Annotated in this window: 14 protein-coding genes; 2 read left to right on the plus strand and 12 right to left on the minus strand. The window is 62.4% G+C overall.

Translation table 11 applies throughout. The features are described 5' to 3' along the window. Nucleotides 1-14 precede the first annotated feature (14 nt). The 7 genes from ACQ4WM_RS23030 to glpD all read right to left on the minus strand — a co-directional run bounded on the left by ACQ4WM_RS23030 (nt 15) and on the right by glpD (nt 7563). Nucleotides 15-1745, minus strand: coding sequence for an ABC transporter substrate-binding protein (locus tag ACQ4WM_RS23030; RefSeq protein ID WP_436548981.1), 1731 nt, complete (start codon nt 1743-1745; stop codon nt 15-17). Nucleotides 1746-1820: 75 nt separating this feature from the next. Further along, a complete protein-coding gene (locus tag ACQ4WM_RS23035; RefSeq protein ID WP_436548982.1) occupies nt 1821-2126 on the minus strand; it encodes a DUF2160 domain-containing protein in 306 nt (101 codons plus the stop codon). Between the two features lies 1 nt (nt 2127). Then, nucleotides 2128-2934: a carbohydrate ABC transporter permease gene (locus tag ACQ4WM_RS23040; protein WP_436548983.1), complete on the minus strand. Its 807-nt coding sequence runs from the start codon at nt 2932-2934 to the stop codon at nt 2128-2130. Next, nucleotides 2931-3800 carry a carbohydrate ABC transporter permease gene (locus ACQ4WM_RS23045; RefSeq protein WP_436548984.1) on the minus strand — a complete coding sequence of 290 codons (870 nt, stop codon included), beginning with the start codon at nt 3798-3800 and terminating at the stop codon, nt 2931-2933. The genes ACQ4WM_RS23040 and ACQ4WM_RS23045 overlap by 4 nt, the downstream gene beginning before the upstream one ends. Then, on the minus strand, nt 3800-4888 hold the full coding sequence (locus tag ACQ4WM_RS23050) for an ABC transporter ATP-binding protein (RefSeq protein ID WP_436548985.1): 1089 nt from the start codon (nt 4886-4888) through the stop codon (nt 3800-3802). Before ACQ4WM_RS23050 ends, ACQ4WM_RS23045 begins: the two co-directional genes overlap by 1 nt. Before the next feature lies 1 nt (nt 4889). Next, the gene (locus tag ACQ4WM_RS23055; RefSeq protein ID WP_436548986.1) at nt 4890-5981 is read right to left on the minus strand and encodes an ABC transporter ATP-binding protein; all 1092 of its coding nucleotides are present in this window, start codon (nt 5979-5981) and stop codon (nt 4890-4892) included. A gap of 67 nt (nt 5982-6048) precedes the next feature. Next, nucleotides 6049-7563 (minus strand): glycerol-3-phosphate dehydrogenase, encoded by a 1515-nt coding sequence (gene glpD, locus ACQ4WM_RS23060; RefSeq protein WP_436549030.1) that lies wholly within the window; start codon nt 7561-7563, stop codon nt 6049-6051. 167 nt (nt 7564-7730) lie between these two features. Here glpD and ACQ4WM_RS23065 point away from each other — a divergent pair, with 167 nt between their 5' ends. Both ACQ4WM_RS23065 and ACQ4WM_RS23070 read left to right on the plus strand, forming a co-directional pair. Beyond that, nucleotides 7731-8492, plus strand: coding sequence for a DeoR/GlpR family DNA-binding transcription regulator (locus ACQ4WM_RS23065; protein WP_436548987.1), 762 nt, complete (start codon nt 7731-7733; stop codon nt 8490-8492). Between the two features lie 271 nt (nt 8493-8763). Continuing rightward, nucleotides 8764-9303 carry a MarR family winged helix-turn-helix transcriptional regulator gene (locus ACQ4WM_RS23070; protein ID WP_436548988.1) on the plus strand — a complete coding sequence of 180 codons (540 nt, stop codon included), beginning with the start codon at nt 8764-8766 and terminating at the stop codon, nt 9301-9303. On the opposite strand, the gene ACQ4WM_RS23075 is transcribed toward ACQ4WM_RS23070, so the two are convergent. Genes ACQ4WM_RS23075 through ACQ4WM_RS23095 form a run of 5 tightly spaced genes read right to left on the minus strand, consistent with a single transcriptional unit; the run spans nt 9300 to nt 17518 of the window. After that, nucleotides 9300-12029 carry a molybdopterin-dependent oxidoreductase gene (locus ACQ4WM_RS23075; protein WP_436548989.1) on the minus strand — a complete coding sequence of 910 codons (2730 nt, stop codon included), beginning with the start codon at nt 12027-12029 and terminating at the stop codon, nt 9300-9302. The genes ACQ4WM_RS23070 and ACQ4WM_RS23075 overlap by 4 nt on opposite strands. A gap of 11 nt (nt 12030-12040) precedes the next feature. After that, nucleotides 12041-13267: an NAD(P)/FAD-dependent oxidoreductase gene (locus ACQ4WM_RS23080; RefSeq protein WP_436549031.1), complete on the minus strand. Its 1227-nt coding sequence runs from the start codon at nt 13265-13267 to the stop codon at nt 12041-12043. A gap of 8 nt (nt 13268-13275) precedes the next feature. Then, nucleotides 13276-13638, minus strand: a complete 363-nt coding sequence (nirD, locus tag ACQ4WM_RS23085) for a nitrite reductase small subunit NirD (RefSeq protein WP_436548990.1) — start codon at nt 13636-13638, stop codon at nt 13276-13278. A gap of 3 nt (nt 13639-13641) precedes the next feature. Continuing rightward, nucleotides 13642-16194 carry a nitrite reductase large subunit NirB gene (gene nirB / locus ACQ4WM_RS23090; protein ID WP_436548991.1) on the minus strand — a complete coding sequence of 851 codons (2553 nt, stop codon included), beginning with the start codon at nt 16192-16194 and terminating at the stop codon, nt 13642-13644. A 16-nt stretch (nt 16195-16210) separates the two neighbouring features. Continuing rightward, the gene (locus ACQ4WM_RS23095; protein ID WP_436548992.1) at nt 16211-17518 is read right to left on the minus strand and encodes an MFS transporter; all 1308 of its coding nucleotides are present in this window, start codon (nt 17516-17518) and stop codon (nt 16211-16213) included. Between the last annotated feature and the right edge of the window lie 212 nt (nt 17519-17730).

Below are 17730 nucleotides of genomic sequence, written 5' to 3' on the forward strand. Positions count from 1 at the left end.
GACAGCGCGGCAGTTTACCTTACCTTGCCTTCTTTCCAAGCTTGCAGCAATTTGTCGTAGGCGATGGTCTCTCCTTTCGGTTTTTCATTGGCCAGCTTTTTCCATGGTGCGTGCTGGTCCGACAGATACTGGTTCGGGTCGCCCTTGGCGTTCAGTTTCGGCGCGCAGGCCTTCATGCCGGCCCGCTGCAGGCGCGACATGACCTGGTCCATTTCCTCGGCCAGGTTGTCCATCGCGGCCTGCGGCGATTTTTCGCCGGTGATCGCGGTGGCCACGTTTTTCCACCACAATTGCGCCAGTTTCGGATAATCGGGCACATTGTTGCCGGTCGGCGTCCAGGCCACGCGCGCCGGGCTGCGGTAGAACTCGATCAGGCCGCCGTATTCATTGGCGTGCTTGGTGAAATACTCGTGGCGGATATCGGAGTCGCGAATGAAGGTCACGCCAACGATCGATTTCTTCAGCGACACGGTTTTGGACGTCACGAACTGCGCGTACAGCCAGGCGGCGGCCTTGCGGTCGTCCGGCGTGGACTTGAACAGGAACCAGGAACCGACGTCCTGGTAGCCGTTCTGCATGCCATCTTTCCAGTACGGGCCATGCGGCGACGGCGCCATGCGCCATTTCGGCGTGCCGTCCTTGTTCACCACCGGCAGGCCCGGTTTCACCATGCCGGCCGTAAAGGCCGTGTACCAGAAAATCTGCTGGGCAATCTCACCCTGTGCCGGCACCGGACCGGACTCGGAGAAGTTCATGCCGTTCGCCTGTGGCGGCGCGTATTTCTTCATCCAGTCGATATATTTGGTCAGCGCAAATACGGCTGCCGGCGAATTGGTGGCGCCACCGCGCGACATCGAGGCGCCCACCGGCGTGCACTTGTCGGCCGCCACCTTGATGCCCCACTCATCGATCGGCATGCCGTTCGGAATGCCCTTGTCGGCCGCGCCAGCCATCGACAGCCAGGCATCGGTAAAGCGCCAGCCCAGCGACGGATCTTTCTTGCCGTAATCCATGTGGCCATACACCTTCTTGCCGTCGATTTCTTTCACGTCGTTGGTAAAGAAGTCGGCGATGTCTTCATAGGCGGACCAGTTTTGCGGCACGCCCAGTTCATAGCCATACTTGGCCTTGAACTTGGCCTGCAGGTCCTTGCGCGCGAACCAGTCGGCGCGGAACCAGTACAGATTGGCGAACTGCTGGTCGGGCAGCTGATACACCTTGCCGTCCGGCGCGGTGGTAAAGCTGATGCCGATAAAATCCTTCAGGTCCAGGCCGGGGTTGGTGAATTCCTTGCCCTTGGCCGCCATATAGTCGGACAGCGGCTCGACCGCGCCGTAGCGGTAGTGGGTACCGATCAGGTCGGAGTCCGAGATCCAGCCGTCATAGATGCTCTTGCCCGACTGCATGGAGGTCTGCAGCTTTTCCACCACGTCGCCTTCCTGGATAATGTCGTGGCGTACCTTGATGCCGGTGATTTCCTCGAAGGCCTTGGCCAGGGTTTTCGATTCGTAGACGTGGGTGTCGATGGTTTCCGACACCACGGAAATTTCCTTGACACCCTTGGCTTTCAGCTTGGCGGCGGCGTCGATAAACCATTTCATTTCATCGAGCTGCTGCTGTTTGCTGAGGCTGGAAGGCTGGAACTCCTTGTCGATCCAGGTTTGCGCCTGCTTGACGTCGGCCAGGGCCGCGCCCGACATCAACAGTGCGGCTGCCGCCGCCACTACCGTGAACTGCAATTTCATCGTGATTCTCCTTTATAGTTGTCATCCGGCCGGTAGCACCAGCCGGTGTCCGCATCTACGACTACTTCTACGACCTCATCCCCAACGCATCACTACCAACAACAGTACAAAACTGATCGCCGCTCCTATGGTTTGTTGAAATTCGGTAAAACCGGCCCAGGCCAGGTTGACATACGCGGCCGCCAGCAAGCCGACGAACAGGCGGTCGCCGCGCGTGGTCGGCATCGGCAAAAAACCCTTGCGTGCGATGCTGGGCGAGCGGATCTGCCAGATCGTCATGCCGGCCAGCATCAAGCCTATGCAGATAAAGAACACGGCCACTTCCGGCGTCCACGCCATCCAGCCGAACAGGCTGGCTGTGCTGTCTACATTCGCTTCCATCTCACACCCTCCCCATGGCAAAACCCTTGGCGATGTAATGCCGCACGAACCAGATCACCAGCGCCCCGGGCACGATGGTAAGCACGCCCGCCGCCGCCAGCACGCCCCAGTCCATGCCGGCGGCCGACACCGTGCGCGTCATGGTGGCGGCAATCGGCTTGGCATTGACTGACGTTAAAGTGCGCGCCAGCAACAGTTCGACCCAGCTGAACATAAAGCAGAAAAAGGCCGTCACGCCCACGCCAGACTTGATCATCGGCAGGAAAATCTGCACGAAGAAGCGGGGAAAGCTGTAGCCGTCGATATACGCCGTCTCGTCGATTTCCTTCGGTACGCCCGACATGAAGCCTTCCAGTATCCACACGGCCAGCGGCACGTTGAACACCATGTGCGCCAGCGCCACGGCCAGGTGGGTATCCATCAGGCCAACGGTGGAATACAGCTGGAAGAACGGCACCAGGAACACGGCGGGCGGCGTCATGCGGTTGGTCAGCAGCCAGAAGAACAGGTGCTTGTCGCCGACAAAGTTGTAGCGCGAGAAGGCATACGCGGCCGGCAAGGCGACGGTGACCGACAGCACCATGTTCAGCGCCACATAGATCATCGAGTTGATATAGCCGCTGTACCAGGACGGGTCGGTAAAGATGGTGTGGTAGTTGGCAAACGTCAGTTGCTGCGGCCACAGGCTCAGCACGCCGACGATTTCCTCGTTGGTCTTGAACGACATGTTCAGCATCCAGTAGATCGGCAACATGGAGGCGAGCAGGAAAGCGATCAATACCAGGTTCTTGAGTTTATGGTGCATCATTTCTGGTCTCCCGTGCCGACACGTTGCATCCAGGTGTACAGCACGAAACAGAACAGCAGGATGATCAGGAAGTAAATCAGCGAGAAGGCCGAAGCCGGTCCCAGGTCGAACTGGCCGACGGCTTTCTGCGTCAGGTATTGCGACAAAAAGGTGGTGGCGTTGCCGGGCCCGCCGCCGGTCAGCACGAACGGCTCGGTATAGATCATGAAGCTGTCCATAAAGCGCAGCAGCACCGCGATCATCAGCACATTGCGCAATTTCGGCAACTGGATATAACGGAACACGGCCAGGCGCGAGGCACCGTCGATGCGCGCCGCCTGGTAGTACGCATCGGGAATCGCGCGCAAGCCCGCATAGCACAGCAGGGCCACCAGCGGTGTCCAGTGCCAGATATCCATCACCATCACCGTCAGCCACGCGTCCAGCGAATTGCCGTTGTAGTTATAGTTGATGCCCAGCGAGTTGAGGGTGTAGCCCATCAGCCCGATATCGCCGCGGCCGAAGATCTGCCAGATGGTGCCGACCACGTTCCAGGGTATCAGCAAGGGCAGCGCGATCAATACCAGGGCGAGGGACGCCTTCCAGCCGTCGGCCGGCATGCACAGGGCGATCAAGATGCCCAACGGAATCTGGATCGCCAGCACGGAAGCCGAGAACAGCAGCTGGCGCAGCAAGGCGCTGTGCAGATCGCCATCGAGCATCACCATGCGAAACCATTCGGTACCGACAAACACTTTTTGCGTCGGACTCAAAATATCCTGCACAGAATAATTTACCACCGTCATCAACGGCAAAATCGCGGAAAACGCCACGCACAGCAGCACGGGCAAAATCAAAAACCAGGCACGGTTGTTATCGGTTTTCATCAGGCCACCCGTTTGTCGTTGAGGTAGTACAAAGTGCGTTCAGGCGGAAAGCGCAAGCGCACGGAGTCACCAGCGACGGCAGTGATGGCGCGCAATTTGGCCGCCACCGTCACGCCGCCCAGCCGGAACTCGGCCAGGTAGTGCGTGCCCATATTGCGCACCGCCAGCACGGTAGCGGCCACAGTATCGTCGCCAGGCAGGTCTGCCAAGCACTCGACAAACTCGGGCCGCACGCCCAGCGTGATCTGGCCCTGCGCGCCAGAAAGCGCTGCGCGTGCCGGCGCGGACAGCATCAGGAGTTGTCCCGCCACCCGCGCCTGGCCATCTTCCACCGTGCATTCAAGCAAGTTCATGCCCGGGTTGCCGATAAAGTAGCCGACAAAGGTATGCTCGGGCGCCTCAAACAGCGCCTGCGCACTGCCCGTCTGCACCACTTCGCCCTGCGTCATCACCACCACCTGGTCGGCAAAGGTCAGCGCTTCGACCTGGTCGTGGGTGACGTAAATCAGCGAGAGTTTCAGCTCGTGATGGATTTCCTTGAGTTTTCGGCGCAATAACCACTTCAGGTGCGGATCGATCACCGTCAGCGGTTCGTCGAACAGCACCGCCGCCACATCGGGGCGCACCAGGCCGCGCCCCAGCGAGATCTTTTGCTTGGCGTCTACCGACAAACCGCTGGCGCGCATTTTCAGGTCACCGGACAATTCCAGCATCTGCGCCACCTGCTGCACGCGCTTCCGGACCTCGGCTTCTTTCCAGCCGCGATTGCGCAGCGGAAAAGCCAGGTTGTCGTGCACGGTCATGGTGTCGTAGATGACGGGAAACTGGAACACTTGCGCGATATTGCGCGCTTCGGTCGGCAACTGGGTCACGTCCTTGCCGTCGAACAGCACCTTGCCGTGCGAGGGTTTCACCAGGCCGGAAATAATATTAAGCAGCGTCGTTTTGCCGCAGCCGGACGGCCCCAGCAAGGCATACGCGCCGCCATCCTGCCAGCTCATGCTCATCGGCCGCAGCGCGTAGTCGGTCGGCACGGCTAGATGCGGTTTGTAGGCATGCGCCAGGTCCACGAGTTCGATGCGCGCCATCTCAAGCACCTCCTTGTGGCGCAAACAACAGGGCGCCATCGGCGCCGAAGATCAGCAGCGATTGCGGCTGGCAATACATGGTGCAGGCGCTGCCGATGTCCAGGTTGTGCACGCCGCCCAGTTGCGCCACCAGCGCCAGGGCGCCGCGCCGCGCGTGCACATAGGTTTCCGAGCCGCTGATTTCAGCCAGGTCCACCTGCGCCGCGATCGCCAGGTCGGTGCCTGACTGCGGCGCCAGGTGCAGACTGTGGGCCCGCACACCGAGGGTGATGTGCCGCTGGCCGGCCAGCGCCGCCAGTTGCTGTGGACTCAATGCAATCGCCAGGCCATCGGCGGCCTGCGCCACGCCGTGCGCATCGAGCTGGGCCTCGATCAGGTTGATCGGTGGATCGCTGAAAGTGCGCGCCACGGCGATACTGTTGGGGGCATTGAAGACGTCGAGCGTGCGGCCCTGCTGCAACAGCCGGCCTTCGTGCAGCACCGCCACATGGCCACCCAGTTGCAGCGCTTCAAGTGGCTCGGTGGTGGCGTAGACCACGGTAGTGCTGCCGCTGGAAAACAGTTCCGTCAGTTCGCGCCGCAATTCCTCGCGCAATTTATAGTCGAGGTTGACCAGCGGCTCATCGAGCAGCAGCAGGGACGCATCCTTGATCAGCGCGCGCCCCAGTGCCGTGCGCTGCTGCTGGCCACCGGACAATTCGCCGGGCCGGCGCTCCAGGTAGGGCGTGATATGCAGCCGTTCGGCCAGTGCCAGCACCTTGCTGCGGATCTGCGCTTCCGGTTCCTTGCGCAGGCGCAAGGGCGAGGCCATATTGTCGTAGACGGAAAAAGCGGGATAGTTGATGAATTGCTGGTAGACCATGGCCAGGTTGCGCCGGCTGACGGGCACGCCGGTCACGTCGATGCCATCGGCCACCACCTTGCCGGAGGTGGGCTTGTCCAGCCCCGCCATCACGCGCATCAAAGTGGTCTTGCCGGCACGCGTGGTGCCCAGCAGCACGTTGATGGCGCCCGGCACCAGCGCCAGCGACATCGGATACAGATAAGTGTCAGCACCCTGCTGCTTGCTGATCTCGCTCAAGTCAAGTTGCACGTCGTCTCCTCCAGTATAGTTCGCCGCGCCCTCTGTCGGGGCATGGTCGTTTGCTGCTTGCTGCTAACTACGTCTGCATGGGATGCGTCTCCAGCCAGGCATCGAGCAACTGTTCCGTGCCGGCCGGCAAATGCAAGCCCAGCTTGGAGCGCCGCCACAGGATATCGGCGGCACTCGCGGCCCATTCATGGCGCCGCAAATAATCGATCTCGGCCACATACAAACCGCTGGCCACTTCCTCGCCCATCTGCGCCACACTGCCGCGCCCGTCCAGCAGCACATGAATGCGCGTGCCATAGGCGCGCGCGTAACGCGCCACCAGCGTGGCCGGCAGCCAGCCATACTGCCGCTGCAAGCCATTGACAAAGGCGCCGAACTCGCGCACCGCGCGGTTGTCGGGCGCCTTGCCGAACACGTCGCCACCGGGCAGGCAGGCTTGCGCCGTCCATGGCCCCTGCTGGTTTTTCAGCAGGGGCGCCAGCAGGTCAACCGCCTCTTCAGCCAGCTTGCGGAAGGTGGTGATCTTGCCGCCGAAAATGCTCAGCAGCGGCGCGCCTTCGCGGTCCAGCTCGAAACGGTAATCGCGCGTCACAGCCTTTGCTTGCGCCGATGCATCTTCGACCAGCGGCCGCACGCCGGAATAGGTCCAGACCACGTCGGCAGGCACGATGGGCTTACTGAAATAGTAGCTGGAAAGTTCACATAAGTAACTAATTTCCGCCTCATCAATCGCAACTTTTCCGCTGTCGCCCTGGTAATCGAGGTCGGTGGTACCGATCAGGGTGAAATCGTTCTCGTACGGAATCGCAAACACGATGCGCCCGTCCGGGTGCTGGAAGATATACGCGTGATCATGCTCGAACAAGCGCTTGACGACGATATGGCTGCCCTTGATCAGGCGCAAATTGCGGCCTTGCGCAGCGGGCGCCGCCTGCTTCAGGAAGTCGGCCGTCCAAGGGCCTGTGGCGTTGACCACGCTGCGCGCACGCACCTGCAGCGCTCTGCCGTCGCTGCGCTGCAGCTTGGCCAGCCAATGATCGGCTTCGCGAACAAGGCCGGTGCAGCACGTGTGCGTCAGTACCGTGGCGCCCTTTTCTTTCGCATCGAGGGCATTGAGCAGCACCAGGCGGGCATCGTCGACCCAGCCGTCGGAGTACACAAAGCCGCGCTTGAACTGCGGTTTCAGGGGTTGGCCAGCCGGATGGCGGCTCAGGGTAATGCTGCTTGAGGCCGGCAGCAGTTCGCGCCTTGCCAGCATATCGTACAGAAACAGGCCGGCGCGGATCAGCCAGGCCGGCCGCTGTCCTTCGGCATGCGGCATCACGAAGCGCAGCGGCCACATGATATGAGGCGCCGAGCGCAGCAGTACTTCGCGCTCGATCAGCGCCTTGCGTACCAGGCCGAATTCATAATATTCGAGGTAGCGCAGGCCACCGTGTATCAGCTTGGTCGAAGCGGACGAGGTGTGCGACGCCAGGTCATCTTTTTCGCACAGCACCACCGACAGGCCACGCCCTGCCGCATCGCGCGCGATCCCGGCACCATTGATGCCGCCGCCAACTACCAGCAGATCGTATTCCATCATCGTGTTTGCCTGTGCTGCCACCATCAAAACTCCCTGCCGTTACGATCAATAAAGATATAATTCCTATGCCAGATGAATAAGATTACGCCAGAATACGAACTCATGGCAACATATTTTCATCACTACCTGTTCGTTTCTGTTCGTTTTTAAAGAAAGCATGCATCATGATCCTCAATCCCCGCCAGCGCAGCCTGCTCGACGCCGTGCGCCAGCACCTGACCGTGTCGGTCGAAGAGCTGGCCCAGCAACTGAAAGTGACGCCGCAAACCGTGCGCCGCGACGTCAAGCAGATGGAAGAGGCAAAGCTGCTGGCGCGCTACCATGGCGGTGTCGGCCTGCCCTCGTCGGTGGAAAATATCGATTACAGCCAGCGCCAGGTGCTCAACAGCGAAGCCAAGCGCCGCATCGCCGCCGCCGTCGCGCTGCAAGTACCACATGGCTGTTCCCTCTTGATCAATATCGGCACCACCACCGAGGAAGTGGCGCGCGCGCTGGGCCAGCACACGGGCTTGCACGTGGTGACCAACAACCTCAACGTGGCGGCCATCCTGTCCGACAATCCGGGCTGTGAAGTGATCGTCGCCGGTGGCGTGGTGCGCGGGCGCGACCGTGGCATCGTCGGCGAAGCCACCATCGACTTTATCCGCCAGTTCAAGGTCGATATCGGCATCATCGGCATTTCCAGCATCGACGAAGACGGCAGCCTGCGCGACTTCGATGCGCGCGAAGTGAAGGTGGCGCAAGCCATCATCGAGCAATCGCGTGAAGTGTGGCTGGTAGCCGACCAGCACAAGTTCGGCCGCAAGGCCCTCGTGCGCCTGGCCGACCTGGCCCAGGTCGACTTGCTGTTTACCGACGCGCCACCGTCGGCGCTGTTTGCGCAGGTCCTGCGCGACGCCGCCGTCAAGCTGGTGGTGGCCGGCTGAGGCCGCTCTTAAATGGGAAACAGCGGTGCGATGCGTCCATGTGTGGACGACCTCACTTAACACAGTGAAATCATTAGCAAAAATCAAAAATCCTGTTACGATTGATGCAACAAGAGTTGATTTTTAATTTTTCTTATCAAGCAATATTATTGCTGGCTTGCCATGATTTCTGAGCGTGGCGGGAATCTGAAAGATCACTCTTTGAGCGTGGCGCCATATCGTCTGCAAGCCCACGATCCGCCCCGATGCGTCGCACAGTGAAGGAATAACGATGAACCACGATTTTCAGCCGGCCGCCGTGCGGTCCGCCACCCCTGCCAAGGCCAGCAGTGCCGCCAATGACGCCAGTCCAGTCCATGCCGCTGACGTCAGCGAACTGGAAGCCCACCTCGGTTACTGGCTGCGTTTTATCTCCAACCATGTGTCGCAAAGTTTTCAGAAAAAAACCGAGGCCAATGGCGTGACGGTGTCCGAATGGGTGGTGCTGCGCGAAATGTTCCGCCTGGGCTGTACCTCGCCCACCGTGCTTGCACAAGTGGCCGGCATGAGCAAGGGTGCCGTCTCGAAACTGATCGACCGCCTGGAGAGCAAGGGCATGGTCAGCAAATCGATCCTGCTGGCCGACCGCCGCCAGCACTCGATCGAGCTGACCACCGAAGGCGAGGCGCTGGTGCCGGTGCTGGCCGACATGGCCGACCGCAACGACGAGGAATTCTTTGGCCAGTTGCCACCCGAATTGCGTGAAAACCTGCTTGTGGCGATGAAGGAAGTGGCGCGCACGCACAAATTGAAAAGCACGCCGCTGAACTAAGCGTCGCCTCCCATCAGGGCCTGTTGCCGGGTGCCGGGCGTGAGCGCTGAAGCCAACGGCGCTTCGGCCGCCACCACCGCGATCAACTGGCGTATCTCCGGCACGCAGGAACCGCAATTGCCGCCCGCCTTGACGCAGGCCGTTACCTGTCCGGTGGTGGTCAGGTTGTCCTTGCGGATGGCGTCGCAGATCGTGTTGCGGCCCACGCCAAAGCACGAGCACACGGTGGGGCCGGCATCCGCGCCCTTGCTGATCGGCTGGCCCAGCAGCACGCCAGCGCGATCGACCCCGTCGAGCTGCGCGTGCGCGAACAGGCCGGCGAGCCAGGCGCGCGACGGCAGGTCCGGGCGTGGCGATACATACACGCATTGCGCGATGCGTCCCTCTTCCAGATGCACCGCGCGATACACACCCGCGCTGGCGTCGGCATAATCGAGCCAGTCGGCCTCCGTATCGGTCACGCCCAGCAAGCTGCGGGCCCAGGTGGCCAACTCGTCGATGCGAGTTCGCCCGGCCAGCTCATAGCGCAGGAATTGCTCGCCCTGCACGCGCGTCCAGTGCGCCACGCCGTCCAGTGCCAAAGGCGTGCGGCTCAATACAAACGCATGCCAGTGCACGCGGAACTGCTCGATGCGGACCGGCGTATGCTTGAATTCCGGCTCGCCCGAGACCGGATCGACCACCGGGTTGACGACAGCGCCCACGCGCGCGTCGGACGCATTGGCGTCGCTCCAGTGGATAGGCACGAAAACCTGGCCGCGCGCGATGCCGCCGCCATGCACCACGCGCGCCACCATCGCACCCCAGCAGCTGGTGATGCGCGCCAGCTCGCCTTCGCGCACGCTGTACAGAAGCGCGTCCTGCGGGTGGATGTCGATAAACGATTCGGCGATATGGCCGGACAATCTGGCCGCCTTGCCGGTGCGCGTCATGGTGTGCCACTGGTCGCGCACCCTGCCCGTATTGAGCACCAGCGGGAAATCCTCGTCCGGCAGGTTCTGTGGCGCGCGCGGTACGGTGGCAATAAAGCGCGCACGGCCGTCGGGATAGGCAAAGCGGGCGTCGCCGAACAACCGTGCCTGGCCCCGTGGCCATTGCTGCGGCAGCAAAGCGTCGTATTGCGCCGCAGTCAGCCCTGCCAGATCCGACAGATTGAACAGGCGCGCCAGCTCGCCCTCGTTGCGGAAGCTGGACAAGCGCGCGTGTTCGTCGAAAATCTGTTGCGGCGAGGTGAAACCGAAACCGTCGTAACCCATGCGCGTGGCCACCTGGCACAACACCTGCCAGTCGGCGCGTGCCTCGCCCGGCGCCGGCAAAAAGGCGCGCTGGCGCGAGATGCGGCGCTCGGAATTGGTCACCGTGCCATCTTTTTCGCCCCAGCCCAAGGCCGGCAGCAGCACATCGGCACAGGCATTGGTATCGGCTTGCGCGCTCATATCGGACACCACCACCAGCTCGCACTTGCCCAGCGCGCGGCGCACCTGGTCGGCTTCGGGCATGCTGACCAGCGGATTGGTGGCGATGATCCATACCGCTTTTACCTTGCCCGCCTCGATCGCCTGGAACAGTTCGACTGCTTTCAGACCGGGCTTGTCGGCGATGCGTGGCGCGTCCCAGAACGTCTGCACGGCTTCGCGGTGCAATGGTTTGTCGAGCTCAAGGTGGGCCGCCAGCATATTGGCCAGGCCGCCCACTTCGCGCCCGCCCATGGCGTTCGGCTGGCCTGTCAGCGAAAACGGCCCCATGCCCGGCTGGCCGATACGTCCCGTCGCCAGGTGGCAGTTGATGATGCTGTTGACCTTGTCGGTGCCGCTCGCGGACTGGTTCACGCCCATTGAAAAAGCCGTGACGACCTTGCGCGTGGCGGCAAAGTCGCGGTAGAACGCCAGCAGCGCCTGCGGATCGACCTTGCAGATTTTCGCCACCTGCAAGGGATCGGAGCAATCGACATGGGCAGCGGCCAGCGCTTCATCAAGGCCATTGCTGTGGCGCGTGACGAAATCGTCGGCGATCATGCCTTCCCTGGCCAGATGGCACAGCAGGCCGTTGAACAGCCACACGTCGGTGCCCGGTTTGACGGGCAGGTGCAGGTCGGCCAGCTCGCAGGTGGCGGTGCGGCGCGGGTCGATCACCACCAGTTTCATTTCCGGCCGGGTTTCCTTGATGCGCGCGATGCGCTGGAACAAAATCGGGTGGCACCAGGCCGTGTTCGAGCCCACCAGCACCACCATGTCGGCCAGTTCCAGGTCTTCATAGCAGCCCGGCACGATATCTTCGCCGAACGCACGCTTGTGGCCGGCCACCGCCGACGACATGCACAGGCGCGAATTGGTGTCGATATTGGCGCTGCCGACATAGCCTTTCATGAATTTATTGGCGATGTAATAGTCTTCCGTCAGCAACTGGCCCGAGACATACAGGGCCACCGCATCGGGCCCGTGTTGGTCGACAATCGCGCGCAGGCCACCGGCAACCTTGTCCAGCGCCTGGTCCCATGACACGCGAACAAGTGCACCGTCCTGGCGCACCTGCGGGTAAAGCAGGCGCTGGTCGAGATCGACGGTGTCACCGAGGGCCGAGCCTTTCACGCACAGGCGGCCCAGGTTGGCCGGGTGGCTGGCGTCACCGGCGATGCGAATCGCACCATCGGGCAAGCGGGTCGCATCGACGCCGCAGCCGACGCCGCAATACGGGCAAGTGGTTTTAACTGGCGTACAAGTCGTCATGGGGTTTCCAGTCAGGCGGCCAGGTCGCACAGCGCCTGGCCAAACAATAGGCGCGAGCGCAAGCGGCTGATATCGCTGCGTTTCTGTATCAGGTCGAAATACCAAGGGCCGTCCTGCACGTCGCCATACAGCACGGCGCCAGCCAGGCGCTTGCCCTGCACTACCAGGCGTTTGTAAACGCCGCGGCGCGGGTCGCGCAGCACCAGGTCTTCGCTGCCTTCGCCGCCGATAATGTCGCCGGCCGAATACAGGTCGATGCCGGTGACTTTCAGTTTCGTCGCGCTGGCCTGCTGCACATAGCGGCGGTGGCCTGCGCCGGCCAGGTGGGCGCCGCAGACGCGCGCCTGCTCCCAGATCGGCGCCACCAGGCCGAAGGTGGCGCGGCGATGCTGCACGCATTCGCCAACAGCATACACGCGCGGATCATAGCTTTGCAGGCAGTCGTCAACCACGATTGCGCGCTCGCAGTGCAGGCCGGCGTCCCTGGCCAGCGCGATATTGGGCCGCACGCCGGCCGTCATTACCACCAGGTCGGCAGGGATGCTGCTGCCGTCGGCAAAGCGCACGCCCTGCACCCGCTTGGTACCGAAAATTTCCGCCGTCTGTGCCTGCATCAGAAAACGCAGGCCGCGCGCTTCGAGCGCCGTTTTCAGCAGCATCGACGCCGGTGCATCGAGCTGCTGGTTCATCAGGCTGCCACTCATGTGCACCACGGTGACTTCCATGCCCTGGCGCTGCAGGCCGTTGGCCGCCTCCAGCCCCAGCAGGCCGCCGCCGATCACCACCGCGTGGCGGTGCTCGCGCGCCGCGCGCAGCATGGTGTCGACGTCGTCGATATCGCGAAAGCCGATCACGCCTGGCAGTTCGTGGCCCGGCACCGGCACGATAAACGGCGTCGATCCGGTCGCCAGCAGCAGCCGGTCATAAGCCACCTTGATTCCCGACTGCGATTGCACCGTGCGCGCCTTGCGGTCGATGCGCACCACCGGGTCGCCCGCATGCAGGGTGATGCCGTTCTGCGCATACCATGCGCGCGTATGCAGCATGATGTCGTCGACCGTTTTTTCGCCGGCCAGCACCGGCGAGAGCAAAATGCGGTTGTAATTGCCGTGCGGCTCGGCGCCGAACACGGTGATGTCGTACAGGTCGGGCGCCAGTTTCAGCAACTCCTCCACCGTGCGCATGCCGGCCATGCCGTTGCCGACCACCACCAGCGATGGTCGGGCTCCGGCGGCCACAGTGGTGTTCACAGCGCCACCCACACCATGCCGCCGAACACGCGCGTCGGCCAGGCAGCCACCGAATGTTCGGGCGCTTCGATGCATTCGCCCGTGTGCAGGTCGAAGTGCTGCTTGTAGATCGGCGAGGCGACCACGATGCGCTCCCCCAAACTGCCCACCAGGCCGCGCGACAGCACCGAGGCGCCCGCGTTCGGGTCGACATTGTCGATGGCGAAAATTTTAGGGCTGGCGTCGCCGACGCGGAACACGGCCACGTGGCGGCCTTTCAACAGGGCGCACACGCCCGTGTCGGGCACAATGTCGTCGAGCTGGCAGATGGCCATCCAGTTGTCGGCGCTGGCGCCGGAAAGTTCGTTAATCGCGTTCATGGTTCAAGCCTCCACTGCAAGGATGGGTATCACGGTACTGCGGCGTTCAAGCTCGGTGGCAGGACGGATCTGGCCGCGCTCAAGGGCAAACACCACGTTTTCATCGTTCTTGTCGCTGTTGACGAAATGGCGGAAGCGCTGGCGTACTTGCGGGTCGCTGACCGCCACTTTCCACTCGCAGGCATAGGTGTCGACCACATGCTGCATGTCCGCTTCCAGCTCCAGCGCCAGGCCCAGGCTGTCGTCGATGATCACGCGTTTCAGGTAATCGAGGCCGCCTTCGAGATTGTCGCGCCACACGCTGGTGCGCTGCAGGCGGTCGGCCGTGCGCACATAAAACATCAAAAAACGGTCGACATAGCGCACCAGCGTGGCTTCGTCGAGATCGGAGGCGATCAGTTCGGCGTGGCGCGGCTTCATGCCGCCATTGCCGCACACGTACAGGTTCCAGCCTTTTTCGGTAGCGATCAGGCCGACGTCCTTGCCTTGCGCTTCCGCGCATTCGCGGGTGCAGCCGGACACGCCAAACTTGATCTTGTGCGGCGTGCGCAGGCCCTTGTAGCGGTTTTCCAGTTCAATTGCAAAGCCCACGCTGTCGGCCACGCCATAGCGGCACCAGGTGGAGCCGACGCACGATTTGACCGTGCGCAGCGACTTGCCGTAGGCATGGCCCGACTCAAAACCGGCCGCGATCAGCTCTTCCCATATTGCCGGCAGTTGATCGACGCGCGCGCCGAACAGGTCGACCCGCTGGCCGCCCGTGATCTTCGTGTACAGGCCGTATTTTTTCGCCACCGTGCCCACCGCGATCAGGCCATCGGCCGTCACCTCGCCGCCAGCCATGCGCGGCACCACGGAATAAGTGCCGTCCTTCTGGATATTGCCCAGGAAGTAGTCGTTACTGTCCTGCAGGCTGGCATGCACGGGGGTGAGCACGAAATCGTTCCAGCAAGAGGCCAGGATATTGGCCGCCAGGGGCTTGCACACGTCGCAACCGAGGCCATGGCCGTGCGTCGCCAGCAGCTCGCCGAAGTTGCGGATCTTGCCGACCCGCACCAGGTGGTGCAGCTCCTGGCGCGTGTAGGCAAAGTGTTCGCAGACATGGTTGTTGACCGCCATGCCCTGCTTCTTCATTTCGGCCTTCATGATCTGCGTCACCAGCGGCACGCAACCACCGCAGGCCGTCCCCGCGCACGTAGCACTTTTCAGGGCGGCTATGGTGGTGGCACCGTCAGCCACCGCTGCGCACAGCGCACCTTTCGATACATCATTGCACGAACAGATCTGTGCGCCATCGGGCAAGGCATCCACCCCCAGGCCCGCCTTTTGCTGGCCGTCGGCCTGGGGCAGGATCAGGAACTCGGGTGACTCGGGCAGCTCGATTTTATTGAGCATCATCTGCAACAGCGTGCCGTATTCGCTGGCGTCGCCCACCATCACGCCGCCGAGCAGGTATTTGCCGCAGTCGGACACGACGATCTTCTTGTAGATCTGCTTGCGCTCGTCCATGAACTGGTAGGAGCGGCTGCCCGGCGCATTGCCATGCGGGTCGCCCAGGCTGGCCACGTCCACGCCCATCAGCTTCAGTTTGGTGCTCATGTCGGCGCCCTTGAACGACGCTTCGCCCTCCTCCTGCAGCACATGGCGCGCCGCGATGCGGGCCATTTCGTAGCCGGGCGCCACCAGGCCGAAAATCAGGCCGCCCCACAGTGCGCATTCGCCGATGGCATAGATGTCCGGGTCGGACGTGACGCAGCTGTCATCGATGGCGATGCCGCCGCGCGGCCCCACTTCCAGGCCACAGGCGCGCGCCAGTTCGTCGCGCGGGCGGATGCCGGCCGAGAAGACAATCATGTCCGCCTCCAGATGGCTGCCGTCGGCAAACTGCATGCGGTGCGTGGCGTGTTCGCCATCGACGATGGCCAGCGTGTTCTTTTGCGTGTGGACCGTCACGCCCAGCTCTTCGATCTTGCGGCGCAAGACGCGCGCGCCGCCTTCATCGACCTGCACCGCCATCAGGCGCGGCGCGAACTCCACCACATGGGTGTCGAGTTTCAGGTCGCGCAGCGCCTTCGCGCATTCGAGGCCCAGCAAGCCGCCGCCGATCACCACCCCGGTCTTCGACTTGCCACCCCAGGCCAGCATGGCTTCCAGGTCTTCGATGGTACGGTAGACAAAGCAGCCATCGCGGTCCTTGCCCGGCAGCGGCGGCACGAACGGTGTCGAGCCGGTGGCAAATACCAGCTTGTCGTAGGGCAGGATTTCGCCGGTGCTGACCGTCACCGTCTTGGCCGCCCGGTCGACCGCGATGGCGCGGGCATTGAGTTTCAACGCCACGTTGCCTTGGTCGAAAAAGCCGGGCGCCACCAGCGACAGGTCGTCGGCCGATTTGCCACTGAAAAACTCGGACAGATGCACGCGGTCGTAGGCCGGGCGCGGCTCTTCGCACAATACCGTCACAGACAAGCGGGTATTGTTTTCCAGCGCCAGGCGTTCAAGGAATTTATGCCCGACCATGCCATGGCCCAGGACGACGATTTTCAGGGGCTTGTTCATCTTCATCTTCTTCTCCTCAGGCCGCAGCCATGGTCGATTCCAAACCCTCGCGTGTAAAACGCACGGCAATCGCACACAGCGCCGACACCACCACCAGCACGCTCAGGATGATCAAGGTCTGGCGGATATCGCCCGTGCCCTTCATCAGGAAACCGGCAGCGACGGCACCGACATTGCCGCCGGCGCCGATAATGCCGGCCACGCCGCCGAGCGCACGGCTGTCGATAAATGGCACCAGCGCGTAGGTGGCGCCGCAAGCCATATGGGTGAACAGGCCAAACACCAGCATCGCGATCACGGCAAAGGTGACGCTGTCGACCTTGGCAAACCACAGCAGGCCCACGCCTTCGCCTATCATCAGCATGAACAGCAGGGTGACGCGGCTATTGAGGTTGCCGCGCAGCGCCAGCTTGTCGGACAGCCAGCCACCGAGGGCGCGGGCAAACAGCGCCAGCAAACCGAAGCTGCCGGCGGCCAGGCCGGCGGATTTGAGCGACAGGCCAAAATGGTCGACGTAATAAACAGCAGCGATATTGTGGATAAAGATTTCAATGCCGAAGCAGGCGCCGTAGGTCACGAACAGCAGCCACACGCGGTAGTTGGCGCTGGCCGCCTTGAAGCTGGCCCAGCCGCCGGCCTGACCATGTCCGGCCTTTCCTCCTTCAACGGCGATGCCGGCCTTGCGCATGTCTGCGTAATTTCCTTGCGGGCAGTCCTGCGTAAAGCGCCAGTACAGGGCGGCCATCACCAGCATCAGCACGCCCGGCACCAGCAGGGCCACGCGCCAGCCCAGCGATTCGGACACCCCCAGCATCACCAATGCGCCCAGCATCAAAGGCATCAGCGCCTGCGCCGCCCCACCACCCGCATTGCCCCAGCCGGCGGCGGCGGCATTGGCCGTGCCGACCACGCGCGGCGCGAACATCACCGAGGTGTGATATTGGGTGATCACAAAACTGGCGCCCACCGCACCGATGCCGAGGCGGAAGAACAGAAAACTTTCATAGCTTTGCGAGGCAGCCACGCCCAGCACGGGAATCGCGCCCAGCAGCAGCAAGCCGGTATAGGTCTTGCGCGGACCGTAGCGGTCGCACATGGGGCCGACGATCAGGCGCACCAGGATGGTAATGGCGACGGCAGCGATATTGATATTGGCCACTTGCGCCAGCGACAGGCCGAACTCGCCCTTGATGATGGGCATCAATGGCGCGCAGGCGAACCAGGCGAAAAAGCAGACAAAGAACGCCATCCACGTCAGGTGGAAGGCGCGCATGGGTGGCGTGGCGAGGGAGAAGAGCGTGATGCTGGTAGCTTTGCTGGCCATGATTATTCCCGAAGTATCCCGTTAGAAAAACAAAAACGGCGCCCGCTCCCACCGATCATGAAATCAGTTTGAGCGGACGCCGTTGTCCATGGTGGCCCGTCGTTGGACCGTTGTTTGTTCAGGGGATCGCCGTTGATCCGTTCCTTTTCTCTAGCAAGCGCCGTGCCAGCTTGTAAACGGGCGATAACCGGGGTGTGCGCGCCATATGCAGG

Source organism: Janthinobacterium longum, assembly GCF_051380735.1.
Classification (GTDB): Bacteria; Pseudomonadota; Gammaproteobacteria; order Burkholderiales; family Burkholderiaceae_D; genus Janthinobacterium.